This is a genomic window from Marinobacter salinexigens (assembly GCF_008370345.1).
Lineage (GTDB): Bacteria > Pseudomonadota > Gammaproteobacteria > Pseudomonadales > Oleiphilaceae > Marinobacter > Marinobacter salinexigens.
The window spans coordinates 285,703-305,036 of sequence record NZ_VTUU01000004.1; the positions used below are offsets into that span (position 1 = coordinate 285,703).

A 19,334-nucleotide genomic window follows, 5' to 3' on the forward strand; every position below is an offset into this window, starting at 1 on the left:
TACGGGCTTTTCTTAGAGTAGCAACGTTACAGAATCTGCAAACAGGACAGCAGCACTATGTCACTTAGGGAATGGTTAATTGCCATCGGTACCCTGGTTATCATCGGCATTGTTATCGACGGCGTTCGACGGATGCGGCGGGCTCGCAAAGAGTCCATAGCCATTTCGTCCGGAATGGGCGCCGATGATCTTGAAGAGTCACCGCTGGACGAAGAGTACAACCCGGAGCTGCCTAATGGCGGTGCCAGGACGATCTCCCGGGAAACCCTGGAAGAGCGCGGGTATGTCAAACCGGAGAAACCCAGCCGATTTGCCACGCCGCCCCCCAAACCTACCCGTCCGGTCAAGGATAGCCTGCCAGCTCAGGAACCCGACGACAGTGACGTGCAGAATGCCGTAGAAGACGATACCGGTTTCTCATCCCGCGATGATCTTGAACCGGAGATTGAAGCTGGCTGGGGCGCCAACGACGATCAGCCTGAAGTGGCCCAGGCTTCCGGGGACAATCAGGAAGTTCCGCCTCCTGTCGTCACCAGCGAAGTAGAGGAAGATACCGCTCGCAGAGAAAATGTTGCGTCACGGGGGAGCCAGCCGTTAGCAGGTGCAAACCGCCCTGAGGCCAGGGAAGTGATCGTGATTAACGTCCTGGCCCGGGATGCAAATGAGTTCCAGGGTATCGCACTGAAAAAACTGTTTGATGCCTGTGGTCTCGAATTCGGGGATCTGGATATTTACCACCGCCATGAATCATCAGACACCACCAGTCCGGTACAGTTCAGTGTGGCAAATGCCGTGGAACCAGGTACCTTCCGGCCGGAGGATATGCAAACCCTGTCGACCCCCGGAATCAGTTTTTTCATGAGCATGCCAGGGCCAACGAGTGCCCTCCAGGCGTTTGACTTCATGCTGGAGACCGCCCAGTGCGTGGTGCGTAACCTGGGCGGTGAGCTCAAGGACGAACGGCGTAGTGTGATGACACCCCAAACCATAGAGCATTGTCGCCAGCGCATCCGCGAGTTTGAACGCAAAGAGCGTTCCCGACGGGTCTGATCGACGGGTGACAACCGATTGGACAATGCCCGGATCGTTCCGGGCATTTTTTTGATATTCGAGAGCAACCATTCATGAGCAACGCCACACCGGACATCAAACAACGGGTTGACGAACTCAGGTCGGTGATTGAAAACCACAACTATCAGTATTACGTGCTGGATGACCCTCGGGTGCCGGATGCGGAATACGATCGCCTGTTTCGGGAACTTCAAAAGCTGGAGGCGGATTATCCGGAACTGGCCTCGGACGAATCACCGACCCGACGGGTAGGCAGCTCTGCTGAAACCTCTTTTGATGAAGTCATTCATCGTATCCCGATGCTGTCTCTGGACAACGCGTTCAGCGAGGAAGAGCTGGAAGATTTCGACCGAAGGGTTCGGGACCGGTTGGGTAGTGAAGATCCTGTTGAGTATGTCTGCGAACCCAAGCTTGACGGCCTGGCCGTCAGCCTGACCTATGAGAACGGTGTGCTCACGGTTGCAGCCACCCGAGGGGATGGTTACGCCGGTGAGGATATCACCGCCAATATACGCACCATTCGTTCGATCCCGCTAAAACTGCGGGGAGCAGGAATCCCCGAACTGGTGGAAGTCCGTGGCGAAGTCTACATGCCCAAGGCGGGGTTTGAAGCTCTGAACAAGCGGCTGGCGGATCAGGGGGAGAAAACCTTTGTAAATCCCCGTAACGCCGCTGCTGGCAGCCTGCGGCAGAAGAAATCAACGGTCACGGCGAAACGACCGCTTGAGATGTGTGCCTACAGCGTGGCCGTAGCAGAAGGCCAGAATCTCGGTGACAACCACTGGGATGGCCTGCAACGGGTCAGAGAGTGGGGGTTCCGGATTAACCCGGAAATGCGCAAAGCCATAGGCGCCCAGGCCTGCCTGGATGCCTACCGTGATCTGATGGAAAAGCGGGATTCGTTGCCGTATGAAATAGACGGGATCGTATTCAAGGTCAATCGCCTGGACCTCCAGCGCCAGCTCGGCTTCGTCTCAAGGGCGCCACGGTGGGCCATTGCACAGAAGTTCCCTGCCCAGGAGGAACTTACCATCATTGAAGACGTTGAATTTCAGGTTGGCCGCACCGGCGCTGTCACCCCGGTAGCGCGACTGAAACCGGTGTTCGTCGGGGGCGTGACCGTAAGCAACGCTACCCTGCACAACATGGACGAAATCGAACGTCTGGACGTGCACATCGGTGACACGGTATTCATCCGCAGAGCGGGCGATGTCATCCCTCAGGTGGTAAAGGTTGTACCGGAGAAGCGACCCGCGAACGCGCTCAGGGTGGTACTCCCTTCGAAGTGTCCGGTGTGCGACTCTGACGTTATACAGATCGAAGGAGAGGCCGTAGCGCGCTGTTCTGGTGGTCTCTACTGCCCGGCCCAACGAAAGGAAGCTATCCGTCACTACGCGTCACGAAAGGCGATGGATATCGAGGGCCTTGGAGATAAATGGATCGACATTCTGGTTGACCGCGAGCTGGTGGAAACCGTCGCTGATCTCTATCGCCTGAGAAAAGCAGACCTTACAGGCCTCGAGCGGATGGGGGACAAATCTGCATCGAATCTGATTGCGGCGATCGATAAGGCTCGCAACCCGGTGCTCTGGCGTTTCCTTTATGCTCTCGGCATTCGGGAAGTGGGCGAAGCAACCGCGAAATCCCTTGCATCCCATTTCGGAACCCTCGAATCCATCGCCGGGGCAGACGAAGAGACCTTGCAAACAGTCAATGACGTGGGCCCTATCGTTGCTGGCCACATTCGCAGTTTCTTTGAGCAACCCCATAACCGCGAAACCCTGGATGCACTGAAGCAGGCAGGCGTCGAATGGCAGGAAGAGGAAGTGCATGAGGGCGAAAAGCCCTTACAGGGTCAGACCTGGGTGCTCACAGGTACTTTGTCTGCCATGACCCGTGATGAGGCCAAGGCCCGGTTGGAGAAACTGGGGGCGAAGGTAGCTGGCAGCGTTTCAAAAAAGACGGCGTGTGTTGTTGCGGGTGAAGCGGCTGGCTCAAAATTAACGAAAGCCGAGCAACTGGGAGTTGAAGTTCGTGACGAATCAGCTCTGATTGAACTTCTCGGCCAATACGGTATGGCCAACTGACTATTTCCGAATAGGTCCTTCCGTGCCAGCCATGCAGGGACGCAGGCTGGCAGGTGAATCTGAGAACTCGCGCAGATCTCCCAGCCTCTAAATTGGCTACCATGGCGATGATCTGTAACGGTATGTAAACCGGCGCCCGTACGAGTTCTGAGCAGATTGGCCGGCCATGCCCATAACAATAATGTGCTAAACGGATTTATACATGCGCGCCGATGTTTCCTCTTTCTTTACTCTTGCTTTCCGCTCTCTGACCATCGTTCTTCTGGGCGCCACACTGGTCGCGTGTAAAACCGAAAAGGCTCCGGATCAGCCGACGATTCTGGGCGTTCCTCCTTCAACGGCCTACCTCGGCGTCGAGTATTACTACAACTTCGGTGCCTATGGTGGTGAAGGTATTCTCGATTATTCCCTTACCAATGCTCCATCCTGGCTTGCACTGGAAGACACCAGTAATAAAGCCCGGCAGGGGGTTATTATGCGAGGTGTTCCAGGCCTGACCGGCGGTAACCGGGGCGAAGCGGACCTTGGCAAAGTATCCGACATCAACCTCGTCACCACGGATGGCAGCATGTCCGGGGTCCAGCCTTTCGACGTGGAGGTCAAATACAATCCACTTGCTCTCGAGACAGACACTTACGTTGAAGGTGCCGTGTCTGAAACAGAGGAGGGTTACCGGGAACATTGCTCACTGCCGAATCTTGAAACGACCGGTTCCCACACCTTTACCATTAACGAATATGCCGCTGATGGTTCGGTGACTGGCAGCAAGGAAGTGACGGCAGACACGCATCCGGTCCTGGTGAAGATTATCCTGGACCAACCTTCTGTGACCCGTGTTGCGGTTGCCTTTGAGCTAACATCGCCCTACAACCCGGACAGCTGCGACGGGGAGGTTAGTGCTCCCCACCAGCGTTGCGACTACAGCGACGCCAATGCCGGCGATGCCATTATCGGGCAGGATCTGGTCGCTTTGGGAAGCAACAGTTCGCAGCTTCTTGAGCAACTGGACTATCTGACTTACGAACAGGACGACAGTGGTTATTACTCAAAAGGCGTTGTCACGCTGGAGCCAGGCATTACCGAGTGTTATATCCGGCTGGAAGTGGTTAATGACAGCTTCCCCGAGCCGTCGGAATCGGCGCTGATAACCCTGACTGAGGTTCGCTCCGGCCTCGCAGGGCTGGGTGAGAGCAACAGCGGCGTGAAGGCAAGCGTGATCATTGATGACAACGAGCCGTTCGTTTTACTGCAAACGGCCAAAGGTGGAGAGCGGGACGCACTGAATGTTGGCACTGCCGGGGAATATGTTGCCAGACTCGAAGGCGAGAGGGATCAGGAATATTCCGCGAAGCTTGTGCATTCTGACGGTTCGACAGCCCGGCTTGGCACCGAGTTTGTTACCGAAACCTATGAAAACAACAGCTGGATAGAGAATGACATTCTGTCATTCCCGGTTGAGGTTGATGAAGTGCGCTTCAGAATTCGGGTTGATGCTGCCGGTTATTCCAATCCTGCCCTGGATGACCGGTTTATCCTGCTGACACTGGATGAGCGATACCAGGCCGGCCGCGAAAACTTTGCCAGAGCACCGGATGACTCAGTACTGAGGGTTAACCTGAATGAACTGGTAACGCCTCTAGTGCTGAACGCCACCGAGGACTTTGTGGCCACTGATCTGGTCGTGGCTCATTCCGGGAGGGTATTCGTGGCCGGTTACGACAGCGCCAACAACGATCAGGTTCAGGTCAGGATATTCAACCAGAAAGGGTTGCTGCTTCAGAACATCGACGTATCGGATCCTGCGGCTGTTCTGTCATCGCCGAAGCCAACACTGTCGACACAGACCCGTGAGGTCACATCGGGTGCAACCAAGGTTGATCGCTACGAACTTGCAGTTGCCTACAGTACCGATGCTGAGATTACCGGCACGATCTCCAATGGCGGGCAGGATGTTCTGGTACATCGATATTGGTACGACTCTGCCGCTAACGGTGGCGAATACGTGCCTGACTGGAGTATCCGCACCGGAACCAGTGGCGATGATGTTGTGAAAGCCATCGCTCAGGCCGGAGACAGCGGCTATGTTCTCGTTGCTGGAGAAACAACAGGGACCTGGCCGGAAGAGCACTCTGCTGGCGGCGACGACAGCTTCCTGCAGAGAATTGATGCCACGCTCGATGGTGCCAGCTACGTACCAGCGCTCGCCTGGAGCCGCCAGGTTGGATCATCTTCTGACGATTCCGTCGCCGGCCTTTCTTCCTCGTCTCTGACGCCTACTTTGTTTGGCTCCGCCCGGGGAGCCGTCAACGGTGCTTCAGTGATTGGTGGTGTAGATGCTTATTTCTACAGTACCTCCACGGCATCAACAGACATTTCAGTGAGGCAGGTCGGTACGTCCGGGGATGAGGCGGTAACGGATGGCCTGTATGACGAAACCGGGTTGTGGTTAGTTGGTAACAGTGCCGCTGAATATCGCGTTCAGACCTTGGAAGACGGTGACGACGAGTTGACCCAATCCGCCACGAATACCTCGGCGGGTTTTCTGCTCAATTATGGGTTGTCGGGGGATATTGATCGGGCAATCACCCTGAATGACCCTGCTGATCAGGCCGATGACGTCCTGGCCTCTGTCATCGTATTTGACGGAGATCTCGTGGTAGGTGGTAGTAGCGACGGAGATTTCACGGGTAGCGCCGTTATTTCAGGACAGCGCCAGGGAATTGCAGCCCGGGTCTCCCTGAATGAATCAGGTGATTCTGGCTCTGATGAGGTATTCCTGAATGAATGGCGTGACCAGTTGGAAGACCCCGATTCCAGTATTGAAAGCCTGGGGAACTACCGCGACGATGAAATTACGGTTCTTGCCCGCAAAGGGGCCAGCTGGGAGGTACTTGTGTTGAGCCCCGAAGGTGTCATCCTGACTCCATAAAGTCAGACCAGACCCTGTTGCTGGCCCGAGCTGGCGTAGAGCCGCAAATAATCGGTGCTCGAAACAATACCCGTGGGATGGCCATTGCTATCAATAACCAGTGCGGCACTCAGGCGATGTGCCAGCATGAGCCGGGCGAGTTGGTGCGCATCGGTTTCGGGTGAGGCGGTGAGAAATGCAGGCAGTTCTATGTGAACCAGCCCCTGAGCCATGGCATCCGGTCCGTTCCTGTGGACCCATTCCAGCAACCACCGTAGCTCTACGAGCCCGGCAACGTTATCTTCTGACATCACCACAAGGTGCTGAACGCCATGTTCATCCATGCTCGTCAAGGCTTCTGAGACTGACGCCGCTGCGGGAATGACATAAAGCGCCGGTGAGCAGAAGCTGGAGACAGGAAGGTAAGGCCGCTCTAATCGCGCTTCTCCGGCGCCAGCAGAGCCATATTCCTCAAGGGCCCGGTTATGCCGGCCCGAATTCGCCGCTTGTTGAAACTCCGCATCGGTCGCTTCGCTGCGGCTCGGGTTCACAGGGTGGCTCTCGGTCAGTTCAGACACATCATCCACGCGCCGTCCCCGGTATATTTCCGGTACTCGGGCGCCTACCGGGCGACCAGGTTCACTGACGAATATGGACATGGTTATGACTCCGACTTCTACACGGTTCATTCAGGTTATCGGCGAATGGCCAAAAAACTTCAGAAACAGTTTATTAACAAATCGCCATAGTTATCGGAGTATCCTGTTGGCGTCTACCCGGCGTTGAAGCTTCAGCGGAAGGCAGGATGGTTGCCCGGTCAGTCTGTCCCCGAGGTATTCGGCAAGCAGGGGGGCGTAAGTCAAGCCTTTGCTGCCGAGGCCGGTAAACAGGTAGAGGCCCGAGTGATCAGAGCCGATATCGCAAGGGCCTGCCACTGGCTGGTAGTCATGAGTTGTGCAGCGGAAGGCCACCCGGCCAGTCAGATCGTTCAGCGTGAGCCCTTCCAGTAAATGGGCGGCGCCCACACCCGGTAGCATCTGATTCAGCTCGTCGAGATTCTCACGATGGCTTTCGAGAGTGACATCCGGGTTATCATCCCGCAGGTCAAAGGTTGCGCCGGTTACCGCATACTCATCACTGACGGGATTCAGATAGCGGTGCCCACAAACGACGCAGTCCGGGTTGTTCAGATCGTTCGAGGGAATATGAGTGACCTGACCGCGGATGCGTTTCAGGCGGATGTTACCGCTAAACGGCAGCAGGTCGGGGGTCGTGTGCCCGGTACACAGAACTAACGTTTCTGATTCAAAGGTGCTGCCGTCCGAAGCCGAGATGTGCCAGCGTTCCCGGTGCCGCGACAGCATTTCCACCTGAACGCCGTAGCGTTTTTGAATCAAAGGATGTTCAGCCAGCAGCGTGCATGCCTTTGCAGGCTCCAGCCAACCGCATCCGGGAAACCAGAGCCCGGAGTGCTGCGTTGCGATGCCACAGAGTTCGCTTGCTTGCATGCTGTCCACGGGCCTCAGAAGGCTTTCGGGATAGTGCGAGCGCTCAAGAAAGCGCTGTTGGCGCTCAGCTTCTTTGTCGTCACACGCGAGCTGGAGCAGGCCTGTCGGATGCCAGAAGCGGCCCTCATAGGGTTTGTAGGCCCGTTGGCTGAATGTGAGCGCTGTCAGGGCCAGTTCTGTCTGGTCATTGAATTCGACGCCAAGCTTGACGTAGAGGGCGCCCTGTCGATTGCCCGACGCAGCAGAACCGGCATCATCGGCCGCTTCAATCAGCGTAACCGGTACGCCTCTGTCGGCCAGGTTGCGTGCCAGCAGGCACCCCGAAATCCCGGCTCCAATAATGGTGATGGCAGGGTGGCTTTCTTTGATGCCCGTATCGGGTGTTTGAGCCGGGTCTTCGAGTTCGCCGATAAGCATGTCCCGTTTGCGCCCGAATCCGGCAGTCTTCTGCATGGTGAAACCGGAATCGGCGAGGGCCCTTCGGATTCTGCCGACGGCGGTAAACGTGGCCAGTGTTGTACCTGCCTTGCTGTGAGAGCGAATGTGGCCAATGGCCTGATCAAGCCACATCTCCGGATTGAGCGAAGGCGCAAAGCCGTCAAGAAACCAGGCATCGGCACAGAAGGAAAGCTCCGACCAGGCGTCCAGAATATCGCCGAAATACAGCGTCAGGCGAATTCGGCCACCAGCCAGATGGATACGGTGAACGCCGTGGGTCAGAGGTGGGTAGTTTGCCCGTAGCTCCTCTGCAAAAGGTGCGAGAGTCGGCCAGGATTCCAGCGCGCGGGCCAGGTCTTCGGGAGTTAGTGGAAATCGTTCGACCGAAACAAAGTGAAGGATTGCACTTTTGTCTGCGACAACTTCCTGCCACAGCTCCCATGTAGCAAGGAAGTTGAGGCCGGTGCCAAAACCCGTTTCGGCGATGACGAAGTGCCCGCCATCCTCAACCGCCTGAAATCGTTCCCGGAGACGGTTTCTGTCCAGAAATACGTAACGGGTTTCTTCCAGACCGTTATCCCGGCTGAAGTAGACGTCCCCAAAGCGAGTGGATTCAGGGACGCCGTCATTCCAGACCAGATCTGCCGGTTCGATCCCCGGCTTCAGTACCTGCTGTGCCACGGATCAGGCGTCGGGGTCGAGGTCAAGGTCGAGCACAGACATGGATTCGATCGTGATGGTGTTGACGGGGACGTCAGCCATTCCGTTGCTCATGCCGGTTTTCTTGCTCGCAATGGCGTCGATAACACCCATACCTTCGGTCACTTTACCGAATACGGCATAGCCCGCACCCCGTACGCCGGCATCGAGAAAGCCGTTGTTGGCCACGTTAATGAAAAACTGGGAGGTGGCGGAGTGGGGCGCGTTGGTACGTGCCATGGAAATTGTGCCGCGAAGGTTGGGCAGGCTGCGGGTGGCCTCATTGCGAATCGGGTCACGGGTTGTCTTGCGTGACATGTCTCCGGTAAACCCTCCGCCCTGAACCATGAATCCGGGGATAACCCGGTGGAATACTGTGCCGTCATAGAAACCGCTGTTTACGTACTCCAGGAAGTTATCAACGGTTTCCGGTGCTACATCAGGGCGGAGCTGGAGGGTGAAAGCGCCCTCACTGGTGACCACTCGAACTTCCGGAAGCGCTTGCTCAGCGGCTGTATCTGGCGACTCTGCTCGTGCAAATGATGTCAGGGTCATGGCGATAAATGCAAAAAGCAGGGCGGGGATCACATTATGTGTTGTTTTTACGGAATTTATCATTTGGAAACGCATCTCCTGGTGAGTGACGGCCGGGAATCCTGCAATAATCAACGTATCCCGTTATATGGAGCAGGATGTTAGCAGATTGCGCCGGTTTTCGGTGGTTTTCGCGATGGAATCCGACCAATCGACTAAGCTCCAGAGGATAACAATAATCAGACTGCCGGGCCGGGTTGTACGGTTTTCACTGGAAGAAAGGAGAAACAAGTGAGAATCCGTCAGGGATTTGAGGAAAGGTCTCGGCTTGGCCGACTCCTCGTCAATCGTGGGTATTTAACTGAAACTCAGGTAGAAGAGGGGCTCCGGCTACAAAACAAAACCGGCCAGCGGCTCGGTGAGGTATTTATCCAGTCTGGCTGGATCAGCCAGAAAGAGCTGGATCGCGTACTGAAACACCAGTCCCGTTATCGCAATGCGGCTGCACTGGTGACTATGGTCACCCTGCCATTTCAGCCGTTGGTCAGTTTTGCGGCGAGTAACAGTGCGAATGCTTCCCAGGCTTTTGAAGCCGGCGAGCTCTATACCGGCGAATTCCACAAAGGAAGCGGGCTGTCCGAATTGACCGACGATGAGCTGGCAGTGGTTTCCGGGCAGGGCGATTCAAAACTCCTGGCCCGGATTGCGGGAGTGACCGCAATGCCGTCGGCTGCAGCGGAAGGGCAGGACGATCAGGTGGATGCGATCGAAGGCCTGAAACTGACGGCGAATGTGTTCGTTCCCATGCTGAATTTTCTGGATTCCAACCTGACCATCTCCGGTGTTCACTTTCGAGAGGGTGAGGGGCGCTACTCGATACGGGATGACGGTGCGCTGGTGTTGGCCATGCCGGAGCGCATCGACGAGATTCGAATGGACAACATTCGGGTTATCGGCAGCGCAGCCCCTTCGCTGGGTAACGTGAGCATCCACGACATCCGGTTCCATCCGGACTCGCGTATGACTATATATACCCGCTAAATCTCAGGCGCTGGCCAGCACGTTTCTGCTGGAAACGGAGGTTTGCTGGCCTGTCGCGCCGTAAAGCTTCTGCTGGCCGCTTGATCCCCTGAATATATCGGTCAGGCGGTTCAGTCGCGTCTGCAGGTGCCCCATAACACGACCGTTGTGACGGTTGAGCTCCTGGCATTGGCGCAGGCCGGAATCCGCCTGTTTCCATAGGTCATAGAGTTCAGCGAAGCCGGCGCTGCGAATAAAGCGGGAGGGTTCTCCGGCTTCCGGGCGGAAACCGATGGCCACGAGCGCATGAATTTTCTGCTTCGCACGTTCGCGAACCTGCCCGAGTAGCTGGTTCTTTTCAGCTGTCAGAGAATGAAGAGATTTCAGATCTGATGTGGCAAGGCAGTCTTGCTCGGACTTAAGGATGCCCGACAGTGTTTCAAGCTGGCGGACATCCTCAGAAAGGAGGTGCTTCAAGTCATCAATTGCGGCCATGATTTAATCATCCGAAAATGCTTTGATCCATCTCAAGCATTTTCTGGGCCAGCTTCTCGGCATCCACTTTGTATGTGCCGTTTTCCAGCGCGGAGCGGATCTGCGCAATACGGTCGTCATCCATTTCAGGGTAGTCACCGAGCTTCTGCTCGAGCTGTTTCATATTCTTTGCCTGGTTGCTCAGGCTGACCTGCTCGCCACGGGCACTCTGGGCCTGCGTGCGTGCCTGTTCACCCGTTGACGGCTTGGCAGTCTGGGTGGCGCCGGACTTGTCGGCCGTGGTTCTTTGGGTGTTGACCTGGCCGGGGCCAATTCCGTTGAAGTCAACTGACATATCAATACCTGCTAGTTTGGGTGCCACGCTATGCATGGCCTACTCGAGTTTATGTCTGTTTAGCGGCCCGCTATTCAGATTCTTTAGCGAAAAGCCGGATCTTTTTTATTAACTTCCGTTCACCTGGTGAAGTCTTGCCTGCAAGTGGTTGCCGTTTGTGGGCAAAGGCTTGCCGGCCGGCAACCGGGGCAGACATTGTCAACCCGGACTACATGGGAATTTCGACACGCCCGGGCGCGATCACATTGGCCCGGATTGTACGTTCGGAACGGAGATTACGAACCCTGACCTGTTCTCCCACCGCTGCGCTTGCTAACGCCTCTCCACGGGAACTGACTGAAAAGGTTCCGCTTCGGGCGACGATAATAACATGATCCCCGCGCTCCACTGCGTTGGGGGCGGAAAGCATATCCGGCGTGATGAGCGTACCTGCGTTGATTGCCCTTCGGATCTCCATGCCGTTTACGTCAGAAAGCTGCCGCGTGAAACCCCGCCGACTGGCGTTCACCACCACCGATTGGGTGGTCACCATGCTGGCAGAGAGCGATTCACCCCTTGCCAGGGCACGTGTCGCGACCAGTGCTGGCCCATGAATATTGACTTCTGGCGTGACAAACATTCGCCAGGGGCGTTTACCTTCGCAGGCAACCTGGAGTGAGGGGTGGGTACTTTCCCATGGGTCCCCGCTGAACTGAACGTGCAGGTCGGAATCGCACTGTGCCAGGGCTAACCGGTCATCGAGTTGCCCGGCTTCGTAGCTGACGCGATATCCTTCACTAGCTTGTTCACTGGCAAACCCGTCAAGGAACCGGAGCGCAGCGGCCCGGATCTGTTCGGCGGTGGTTTGCGCCGAGGCAATTCCTGAAAAGGCGGATATTGCCAGTGTTGTAGCCAAAATGGTGGTGCGCATCTGCGTCAGTTTGTCCTATGCTGTCGTTTATGGAGCAAAAGTTCCGAATAACACTAAGGATTCGGGCGTGCCCGCCGATAATCGGGCTGACTGTATGCGAAAGTGTCGACTTTCCGTCGAACACTACCTGATAAATACAACAGCAAAATGCATGCCGGGTGAATTCCCAAAGGCTGGAGAGACAAACATGGCAGGGGTATTGGACAGCGTTAACCAACGCACCCAACTGGTTGGACAAAATCGCCTGGAGCTGCTGCTGTTCCGCCTGCGGGGGCGGCAGCTGTATGGGATCAACGTCTTCAAGGTGAAGGAAGTCCTGCAATGCCCGAAGTTGTCGTCGATTCCGAACAGCAAGACCGTGGTTCGCGGCGTTGCACATATTCGTGGCGAAACCATCCCGATTATTGATCTTGCCATGTCCATTGGCCTGCCGGGCATTCCCCAGGAAGAGCTGGCGTCCAGTTTTATTATCATTACCGAGTACAACCGAAAGACTCAGGGATTCCTGGTGGTGGGCGTAGATCGGATCATGAATATGAACTGGGAAGAGATCCTTCCTCCGCCAAAGGGGGCCGGAAAGGATGTCTACCTTACCGCTGTTACAAAAATTGATGATAAACTTGTAGAAATCATCGACGTAGAGAAGATTCTTTCAGAGGTTTCTCCGCTGCGGGAAGACGTAACTGAAGCCATTGTGAGTAAGAGTGCTGAGCGCGCACCGGGCCTTCGGCCTGTTCTGGTGGTCGATGATTCTTCAGTGGCAAGAAGGCAAGTTGAGCGCTGCCTCACAGCGATCGGCATGGATGTGGTGCTGAGGAACGACGGCAAACAGGCGTTGGAGTATCTGAAGGAAATTACTCAGGATGGCAGCAAAGCGACTGATCATCTCGAATTGGTGATTTCCGACGTCGAAATGCCTGAAATGGACGGATATACCCTGGTAACGCGTTGCAAGGCGGATCCGTCGCTCAAAGATTTGTACATCATGCTCCACACATCGCTCAGTGGCGTGTTCAACAAGGCGATGGTCCAGAAAGTAGGCGCTGATGATTTTATGGCGAAGTTCAGCCCTGATGAGTTAGCCGAACGAGTGATGGAAATCATCGATCGGGAATGACGGCGACGCTCACTGATCCACTCAGAACAGAGATCTAATGAAAGCGGATATCACTCCACAGGAATATGAAGCCTTCAAGACGTTCCTGCAGGATGCGTGTGGCATTTTGCTGGGCGAAAACAAGCAGTACCTGGTGAAGAGCCGGTTGCGTCGTATTCTTGAGGAAAACCAGCTGAACTCTCTTGGGGAGTTACTCGAGCGCCTTAAACGTCCGGCAAGGAGTGGTCTTCGGGAGGTTGTCATCGATGCCATGACGACCAATGAAACCCTGTGGTTCCGGGACAATCATCCGTTCAGAATTCTTCAGGACAAACTGCTTCCCGAGTTTGCTGATCGCAACGGGGCGCAACCCCTCAGGATGTGGTCTGCTGCGTGTTCTACGGGCCAGGAGCCATATTCCGTCGGGATGATCCTGGAAGAATTCCGGCGTACCCGCCCGGGTAAGCTGCGGGATGTCCGCATTACCGCCACCGACATTTCCAAGAGTGTTCTCGAAGTCGCCCGAAAAGGGGAGTACGAGATGCTGGCCATTGGCCGCGGCTTGTCACCAGAGCGCCAGAAACAGTTTTTCACGCCTTCGGTTAACGGGGGCTGGCAGATTCGTCCGCAGCTCAAGAGCATGGTCGAGTTCAAGGAGTTGAACCTGTTGGATCGATACATGCTGGGCAAGTTTGATGTGGTCATGTGCAGAAACGTGCTGATCTACTTCTCTGCGGAACTCAAAAAGGACATCCTCACCCGTATCCACGCCACGCTGAACCCGGGCGGTTATTTGATTCTTGGTGCATCGGAATCCCTTAACGGCTTGCCGCACCTTTATGAGATGGTGCAGTGTCATCCCGGGATCATCTACAGGAAGAAATAGCGCCACTCCCTGTGTTTGCCTGAGGATCCGGGAAGAGATTTTTACTCAGAAGAGGTGATTGATGTTTGTCGATTTTGACGGGATGAATCCCACAAGTATCTACCATGTGCTGACCCAGACCGCTATACCAAGGCCGATCGCCTGGGTACTGAGCGAAAACCCTGACGGTGGATACAACCTGGCACCGTTTTCCTTTTTTACTCCAGTCACCAGCAATCCACCGCTGGTCATGTTGTCTGTTGGTCAGAAACCGACGGATAAGTCGAATAAGGATACCCGGGTCAATATCGAAGCCCGCAAGGACTTCGTGATTCACATAGCTCACCGGGAATTAGCTCCGGCTGTTACGGAAACCTCCAGAACCTTGCCTCTTGGCGAGTCAGAGCTCACGAATATCGGGCTGGAAGTTGTGGAGTTCGAAGGATCACGACTGCCCAGGTTGAAAGACTGTCGCGTAGCCATGGCCTGTGAGCTGGAAGAGATCAAGGAAATTGGTGCGGCGCCGCAATCGCTTATCTTTGGTCGGGTGAAGGGTATTTATCTGGATGACAGTGTCACCGGCGAAGACGAGAAGGGGCGGTTAAAAATCCATGGTGACAAAATCGACCCCATTGGCCGCCTTGGCGGCAGCGAATATGTCACCTTCGGTGATATCGTAAAAATCCCACGCCCGGCTTGAGCCGGGCTGCATGGTGGCTCACCACGGGAGCGGCAGGTGACCGGTTTTCACCCATATCACGGTTTCCTGCTCAACAAACGGATGATGGGTACTCTGGTGCGGGCTTCGTATCCAGGTGCCTTCCGGGTAGCGGCCATGCTCGTCACAGAACTCTCCTGAAAGTACCAGAATTTCTTCTCCGCCAAAGTGTCTGTGGGGCTGAAAGACCTCGTTCGCTGGCCATTTCACCAATGCCACATGTTCACCTTCAAAATCATGGAGCGGCATAACCTCAAGACCGCCGTTGCCGGGTAACCAGGGGGCCGAGCGGGTATCGATACGCACCGGTTCCCGGTCTTGAGGGTTGAACTGATGGAGCTTCACCAGCAGCGTGCAGCCATTAGTGCTGTACGGAGCGTGGCCGGTTCCGGGTGGGTTGCGCAAGTAGGTGCCGGCCGGATAATCGCCAGTCTCGTCTGAAAACACCCCTTCAAGCACCAGGATCTCTTCCCCCAGAGGGTGTTCATGGCGCTTGAAGGAGGCGCCAGGCTCGTATTGGACGATACTGGTCGCGTGCCCCCGTTCGGCTTCTTCTCTGGCCAGGGGCTTTCTGAGAACGCCTCCGGCAGGGCTGGGTACCCATGGCTGATCCTGGGTTCTGATAACCACCCGTTTTGAGAAGTCCATGTTGAGCATTGAAGTACCTCTTTACTTGATCAGGGCCTGAACATCCCTGAATCGGGGATGCCGGCAGTCGCGCATCCATTCAAAGGCGACCATTTCTGTTGTCACGATATTTGCGCCGCTTTGATGAAGGCGATCCAGAGCCACGTCGCGGTCAAATTCATTTCTGGAGCCGGTGGCGTCCGCCACGACCCAGACCTTGAAGCCGGCATCCAGCAGGCTCATGGCGGTCTGTAGCATGCAGACATGGGTTTCACATCCGCCGACCACGATGTGATGGCGCCCTTCGGGAAGCTGGTCGATCAGTCCATCGGGGCAGGCGTCAAAATGATGTTTGCCGATTGTCTGCTGGCACAATTCCCGGATATCCGGGACGTTGGCACCGAGTTTTTCTGGTACCTGCTCGGTGCCGAGAACCGGAACATCAAGAAGACCAGCGATGGTAGCTAGAATGACGGACTGGTCAATAACCTCCTGTCCGTGACTGATGGCTGGCATCAGCTTTTCCTGAAGGTCTATGAATACCAGGGTGGACTGTTCGGCTTTCATCATCATTGGGCATTTCCTTGTTGTTATGAGTATGACCCTAACCATACGCTGCAAATGCTCGGTTGGTTAGCCTGCGCCTGCGTCCAGGGAATTTTTTTCGAGAATTTTCAAAAGGGAGTTGCCAAGCGGGGGAAAAACCATTAAAGTTTGCGCCCTCAAATGAGCGACGAGGTTGCTGATTTGAAACAGTTTATTGGAGAGGTGTCCGAGTGGCTGAAGGAGCACGCCTGGAAAGTGTGTATACGTTAATAGCGTATCGAGGGTTCGAATCCCTCCCTCTCCGCCAATAAGAGAACCCCGGCAGAAATGCCGGGGTTTTTTATTGCCTCTCAGTAACGAACCCCGAACTCTGAAAATTCTCCGGTAGCAGACTGTTCGCTGACTTCGACGGCATCCACACTTGCTGCGGGCGGCCCTTGATGGCACCACTCTTTGAGCTGCAATAATTGCCGGTCAGTACCTTCAGCAATAATTTCCACCCGCCCGTCAGGCAGATTTCTGGCGTATCCGGTGATCCCGATTTTCCTTGCCTCTTGTTCCGTTGATGCCCGGTAGTAAACGCCCTGAACAATGCCGGAAACCAGAATATGCCATCGCTTTTCGGTCATTCATCTGTCCTTTTCAAAATAGGGCATCAGTATGTGCTCCTCTGAATTTACTGCCACCGGGCCATAGGCTTCAAGTGTGTAGATAGCACCTGTAGATGCCACCTGTAGATAACACCGATGTGCCCTCAGCCGAGACCGGTGCTGCGCAGAATAAATACTCCAAGGGTCACCGTTACGCTGGCCATCAGTGTGGTGAGCGCAATGATGTTGGCCGCGAGACGGCTATTGCCCCCCAGGGCTTTCACCATCACGAAGCTCGCAGCAGCTGTGGGGCTGGCAAAATACAGGAACAGGAGCCCAAGCTCGGGTCCCTCAAAGCCGACAAGCCAGGCGGCGAGCGTGCCGAGTGCGGGTATGACGACCATTTTCATGAGGCTGGAGCTTATGGCTGTACTGCTGTCGCCGCGAACCGAGTTCAGGGACACTGTGGCGCCGATGCACAGAAGGGCCAATGGCAGGGTTAATGAGGCGAAGTAGTCGCCGGATGTCATGATCCATTTGGGAAACTGGAGGTCAAGCCATGCGACGGGGATTGCGAAAACCACCGCGAGGATAAGTGGATTTCTGCTGATGTCGTGCAGGATCTTTTGCCAACTTGCGCTCTGGCCCGGCAGGTGAGCAAGCAGGACGATGACGGAAAGCGCGTTGTAGGAGATGATGACCAGTCCGAGCAGAATGCCACCCGCCGACAGGCCGAAGTCACCATAGAGATTGGCAGCCAGTGCTAATCCCACAATCCCGCAGTTGCCCCGAAAGGCTCCCTGTACATAGACGCCCCGGTCATCAGGTGCGACGCGCCAGCGTGCCCAGGCCCACGTCAGGCCGAAGCTCACCAGTGTTGCGCAAAGGAAAAACACCAGCAGGCCGGGGTTCAGGGCGACATTCAAGTCAGCCCGGATAATGCTGAGGAAAACGAGAGTGGGCAGAGTGGCCTTGAACACCAGGGCAGAGGCTGTATGAATGAACGATGTGTCAATCCAGCCGATTCTTTTAAGACCCATTCCGATAAAGACCATGGCAAAAACGGGAAGTGTCGTTTCAAGGGTCTGAAGGAATACGTCAGCTATGGTCATGGCGGCTCACAGATTTCGAAAGAGAGTAGAAGGGGGAGGCCCCGGGGAGCCGATCAGTGTATTGAATGGGCGGGTAGTAAGCTACCTAGCGGATATTGGCTATTCGTCTAATTCTGGTGGTATTTGGACTGTTACCATATCGAAAAAAACGCAGAAAACGCTTGTGTGCCCGCCATAAGAGTGGGCTATAGTAGGCCGCACATGGTGCAGAACAAGAGGATCAGAATGGAGTCCGTAAATCCCACCCCCGAGCAACTGGAGAGAGTGCTCGCCGATACCCCGAAAGACCAGCCAGTGGTGATGTTGAATCTGCTCAGGTTCAGAGAGCGGGCAGATTATAAAGAGGATGTTCCGGAGCGTTCTGGCCGGGAAGCATACAAGTTGTATATGCAGGAAGCGGCGGACTGCGTGAAATCCGTCGGTGCCGAAGTTATCTGGTCGGGGCGCAGTGTTGGTTCGTTAATTGCGCCGCCTGATGAATCCTGGGATCAGGTGTTGCTGGTGCGTTATCCTTCCATTGATGCCTTTATGGCGATGATCGAAAGCCACGAATACAAAGGTATTGTCAGGCACAGAACTGCGGCGGTACAGGATTCTCGCCTGGTCGCCAATCTGGAAAACCAGAGTTAACCCCCCAGCCAGCCGGTCTGTTGAATGACCATATAACTGGCAGTTCCCAGGGCGATGGACAGCAGTGCGTTCCGTCGCCACAGATGTACTCCCACCACCAGAAGCCCGGGTATCAAGGCATCCACGCCGGGTACTGTTGTGCTCCAATCAGCCGAGCGTTGAAGAAATATCGCCGCGAGCAGAGCCATGACTGCCGCAGGCAGGTATCTGCCAAGATGTTTTATCAGCGGATGATCGGTATGCCCCTGCAGGAACAGGAAAGGAATCACCCGGGTTGCGAAGGTTGCCAGTGCCGCCAGTGCCACAAAGCCGGCCAGGTAGATCTCATCAGCCATGTTCCTGCCCCTCAAAATTTTCCGTATCCCTTGTTTTGGCGTACTGCAACAGCAGCACGGCTGTCACAATGGCAATGGCACCGATGAGCTGATGGGCCGGCGGGAGTATCATGACGGCAATAGCTGCGGCTCCAGCCCCTAACCAAATCGGAAAGCTCTGCCCAAGGGCCTTGAGTTGTTCAATGGTCAGTACGATGAACAGGCTTATCAGTGCGAACTCGATTCCGGTGCTGTCGAAGGCGACATTTTTGCCAAGCAGGGCGCCGAGAGCGCAGCCGATCACCCAGTAGCCCTGGTTGAAAGCCGTAATCCGGAAATCAATTTCCTGCTCATGGGCGCGATCCGGGCCTCGGGGGCGGCTGGTTAACAGGGAATAGGTTTCATCCGTGAGCCCGAAAATGAGATAGGGCTTGCGCCACCCGGCACCATGGAACTGCCTGAGCAACGACAGGCCGTAAAACAGATGCCGGGCATTAAGTACAAGCATCGCCACAAACACTTCCAGTAAACCCGCATGGGCGGCCAGCAGGCTGACCGCCAGAATCTGGCCTGCGCCCGCGTAAATCACAACGCCCATGAGGGGTGCTATCCACCACGCATAATCGAGTTGGGTTGAAAACAGTACCCCAAAGGCCATGCCCAGAGGCAGGTATCCAAAGAGGACCGGAAGGGTGAGGTGGAAAACTGAACGGTTCATCGGCATCCGTCTTTCAAAAGCGGCGATGATAGAGAACGCGGGCGCGATTTAAAAGCGGGCAAAAGGGCGAAGTCTGCTGGGCGAACGAAATACTGTCACGACATGTGACATAAA

The 19,334-nt window shown here is 55.5% G+C and carries 20 protein-coding genes and 1 tRNA gene; 9 read left to right on the forward strand and 12 right to left on the reverse strand.

The genetic code is table 11. The annotated features are described in order from the left end of the window. Positions 1-57: 57 nt before the first annotated feature. The 3 genes from zipA to FWJ25_RS10930 all read left to right on the forward strand — a co-directional run bounded on the left by zipA (position 58) and on the right by FWJ25_RS10930 (position 6,087). Complete coding sequence (zipA, locus tag FWJ25_RS10920) at positions 58-1,050, forward strand: cell division protein ZipA (RefSeq protein ID WP_149600315.1); 993 nt, start codon at positions 58-60, stop codon at positions 1,048-1,050. A 74-nt stretch (positions 1,051-1,124) separates the two neighbouring features. Next, the gene (gene ligA / locus FWJ25_RS10925) at positions 1,125-3,158 is read left to right on the forward strand and encodes an NAD-dependent DNA ligase LigA (RefSeq protein ID WP_149600316.1); all 2,034 of its coding nucleotides are present in this window, start codon (positions 1,125-1,127) and stop codon (positions 3,156-3,158) included. 202 nt (positions 3,159-3,360) lie between these two features. Then, a complete protein-coding gene (locus FWJ25_RS10930; protein WP_149600317.1) occupies positions 3,361-6,087 on the forward strand; it encodes a hypothetical protein in 2,727 nt (908 codons plus the stop codon). Between the two features lie 2 nt (positions 6,088-6,089). Here FWJ25_RS10930 and FWJ25_RS10935 read toward each other — a convergent pair whose 3' ends face one another. The 3 genes from FWJ25_RS10935 to FWJ25_RS10945 form a co-directional block, all read right to left on the reverse strand. After that, complete coding sequence (locus tag FWJ25_RS10935; RefSeq protein WP_149600318.1) at positions 6,090-6,725, reverse strand: CBS domain-containing protein; 636 nt, start codon at positions 6,723-6,725, stop codon at positions 6,090-6,092. A 90-nt stretch (positions 6,726-6,815) separates the two neighbouring features. Next, complete coding sequence (gene mnmC / locus FWJ25_RS10940) at positions 6,816-8,693, reverse strand: bifunctional tRNA (5-methylaminomethyl-2-thiouridine)(34)-methyltransferase MnmC2/FAD-dependent 5-carboxymethylaminomethyl-2-thiouridine(34) oxidoreductase MnmC1 (RefSeq protein ID WP_149600319.1); 1,878 nt, start codon at positions 8,691-8,693, stop codon at positions 6,816-6,818. 3 nt (positions 8,694-8,696) lie between these two features. Then, positions 8,697-9,329 carry a peptidylprolyl isomerase gene (locus tag FWJ25_RS10945; protein ID WP_149600320.1) on the reverse strand — a complete coding sequence of 211 codons (633 nt, stop codon included), beginning with the start codon at positions 9,327-9,329 and terminating at the stop codon, positions 8,697-8,699. A gap of 207 nt (positions 9,330-9,536) precedes the next feature. On the opposite strand from FWJ25_RS10945, the gene FWJ25_RS10950 reads away from it, so the two are divergent. Then, a complete protein-coding gene (locus FWJ25_RS10950) occupies positions 9,537-10,286 on the forward strand; it encodes a cyclic di-GMP-binding domain-containing protein, MshE-related (protein WP_149600321.1) in 750 nt (249 codons plus the stop codon). Between the two features lie 3 nt (positions 10,287-10,289). On the opposite strand, the gene FWJ25_RS10955 is transcribed toward FWJ25_RS10950, so the two are convergent. The 3 genes from FWJ25_RS10955 to flgA all read right to left on the reverse strand — a co-directional run bounded on the left by FWJ25_RS10955 (position 10,290) and on the right by flgA (position 12,004). Continuing rightward, positions 10,290-10,760, reverse strand: a complete 471-nt coding sequence (locus tag FWJ25_RS10955) for a flagella synthesis protein FlgN (RefSeq protein WP_149600322.1) — start codon at positions 10,758-10,760, stop codon at positions 10,290-10,292. A gap of 7 nt (positions 10,761-10,767) precedes the next feature. Next, positions 10,768-11,094: a flagellar biosynthesis anti-sigma factor FlgM gene (gene flgM, locus FWJ25_RS10960; RefSeq protein WP_149600323.1), complete on the reverse strand. Its 327-nt coding sequence runs from the start codon at positions 11,092-11,094 to the stop codon at positions 10,768-10,770. Between the two features lie 208 nt (positions 11,095-11,302). Continuing rightward, positions 11,303-12,004, reverse strand: a complete 702-nt coding sequence (flgA, locus tag FWJ25_RS10965; protein WP_149600324.1) for a flagellar basal body P-ring formation chaperone FlgA — start codon at positions 12,002-12,004, stop codon at positions 11,303-11,305. A gap of 187 nt (positions 12,005-12,191) precedes the next feature. Between flgA and FWJ25_RS10970 the strand changes: the two genes are divergently transcribed. The 3 genes from FWJ25_RS10970 (at position 12,192) to FWJ25_RS10980 (ending at position 14,665) form a co-directional block, all read left to right on the forward strand. Next, positions 12,192-13,121 (forward strand): chemotaxis protein CheV, encoded by a 930-nt coding sequence (locus tag FWJ25_RS10970; protein WP_149600325.1) that lies wholly within the window; start codon positions 12,192-12,194, stop codon positions 13,119-13,121. A gap of 37 nt (positions 13,122-13,158) precedes the next feature. After that, positions 13,159-13,986, forward strand: coding sequence for a CheR family methyltransferase (locus FWJ25_RS10975; RefSeq protein WP_149600326.1), 828 nt, complete (start codon positions 13,159-13,161; stop codon positions 13,984-13,986). Between the two features lie 61 nt (positions 13,987-14,047). Beyond that, positions 14,048-14,665 carry a flavin reductase family protein gene (locus FWJ25_RS10980; RefSeq protein ID WP_149600327.1) on the forward strand — a complete coding sequence of 206 codons (618 nt, stop codon included), beginning with the start codon at positions 14,048-14,050 and terminating at the stop codon, positions 14,663-14,665. Positions 14,666-14,683: 18 nt separating this feature from the next. Here the strand turns inward: FWJ25_RS10980 and FWJ25_RS10985 are convergent, their stop codons facing one another. Continuing rightward, complete coding sequence (locus tag FWJ25_RS10985; protein WP_149600328.1) at positions 14,684-15,340, reverse strand: cupin domain-containing protein; 657 nt, start codon at positions 15,338-15,340, stop codon at positions 14,684-14,686. A gap of 12 nt (positions 15,341-15,352) precedes the next feature. Next, complete coding sequence (locus tag FWJ25_RS10990) at positions 15,353-15,883, reverse strand: isochorismatase family protein (protein WP_149600329.1); 531 nt, start codon at positions 15,881-15,883, stop codon at positions 15,353-15,355. 189 nt (positions 15,884-16,072) lie between these two features. Between FWJ25_RS10990 and FWJ25_RS10995 the strand changes: the two genes are divergently transcribed. Further along, a tRNA-Ser gene (locus FWJ25_RS10995) sits at positions 16,073-16,163 on the forward strand. Positions 16,164-16,206: 43 nt separating this feature from the next. Here FWJ25_RS10995 and FWJ25_RS11000 read toward each other — a convergent pair. Next, positions 16,207-16,485 carry an acylphosphatase gene (locus FWJ25_RS11000; protein ID WP_149600330.1) on the reverse strand — a complete coding sequence of 93 codons (279 nt, stop codon included), beginning with the start codon at positions 16,483-16,485 and terminating at the stop codon, positions 16,207-16,209. A gap of 125 nt (positions 16,486-16,610) precedes the next feature. Further along, the gene (locus FWJ25_RS11005; protein WP_149600331.1) at positions 16,611-17,558 is read right to left on the reverse strand and encodes an AEC family transporter; all 948 of its coding nucleotides are present in this window, start codon (positions 17,556-17,558) and stop codon (positions 16,611-16,613) included. Between the two features lie 225 nt (positions 17,559-17,783). Between FWJ25_RS11005 and FWJ25_RS11010 the strand changes: the two genes are divergently transcribed. Then, the gene (locus tag FWJ25_RS11010; RefSeq protein WP_149600332.1) at positions 17,784-18,188 is read left to right on the forward strand and encodes a DUF1330 domain-containing protein; all 405 of its coding nucleotides are present in this window, start codon (positions 17,784-17,786) and stop codon (positions 18,186-18,188) included. Here the strand turns inward: FWJ25_RS11010 and FWJ25_RS11015 are convergent. Both FWJ25_RS11015 and FWJ25_RS11020 read right to left on the reverse strand, forming a co-directional pair. Beyond that, the gene (locus FWJ25_RS11015; RefSeq protein WP_149600333.1) at positions 18,185-18,523 is read right to left on the reverse strand and encodes a branched-chain amino acid transporter permease; all 339 of its coding nucleotides are present in this window, start codon (positions 18,521-18,523) and stop codon (positions 18,185-18,187) included. The two genes, FWJ25_RS11010 and FWJ25_RS11015, sit on opposite strands and share 4 nt — an antisense overlap. Next, complete coding sequence (locus tag FWJ25_RS11020; protein ID WP_149600334.1) at positions 18,516-19,220, reverse strand: AzlC family ABC transporter permease; 705 nt, start codon at positions 19,218-19,220, stop codon at positions 18,516-18,518. Before FWJ25_RS11020 ends, FWJ25_RS11015 begins: the two co-directional genes overlap by 8 nt. Positions 19,221-19,334 lie beyond the last annotated feature (114 nt).